This is a genomic window from Polaromonas sp. P1_G2, assembly GCF_056405515.1.
The window spans coordinates 1-391 of sequence record NZ_JBFUBY010001501.1 but is presented as its reverse complement, the minus strand read 5'-3'; the positions used below and the strand labels follow the sequence as shown (position 1 = coordinate 391).

1 protein-coding gene is annotated in these 391 nt (G+C 58.1%); it reads left to right on the top strand.

Translation table 11 applies throughout. The annotated features are described in order from the left end of the window. Positions 1-43 precede the first annotated feature (43 nt). On the top strand, positions 44-391 hold a 348-nt coding region (locus AC1D0P_RS31270; RefSeq protein ID WP_477680277.1), incomplete at its 3' end, for a hypothetical protein.

Sequence of the window (391 nt, the reverse complement as noted above, 5' to 3'; positions counted from 1 at the left end):
AACCAAAACCATCAGTAGCATCTCGGATCTGTCAAGCCTGACCTTGACGAGCAGCAACGACACCATCACGATCACCGATGGCGTCAGCGGTAACATCGACCTCGACACCGGCAATGACAAGCTGACGCTCAAGGGCGACGGTAACAATGTTACGCTGTCGAACACGGAAACGGTGATTGCCGGATCGGGCAGCGACATCATCACCCTCGCCGACGCCAACACCGACGTTGTCAACGGTGGTGCCGACGACGACACGCTCAACTTCGGAACCGCTGGCGGCACAGTCACGGTCTCGAATATCGAGGTGATCGCTGGCAATACAGGTACTGACAACGTTGTCTTTGGCGGGGCTGCCAATGGCGTTGACATCGACCTGGGCGCCGGCAACGAC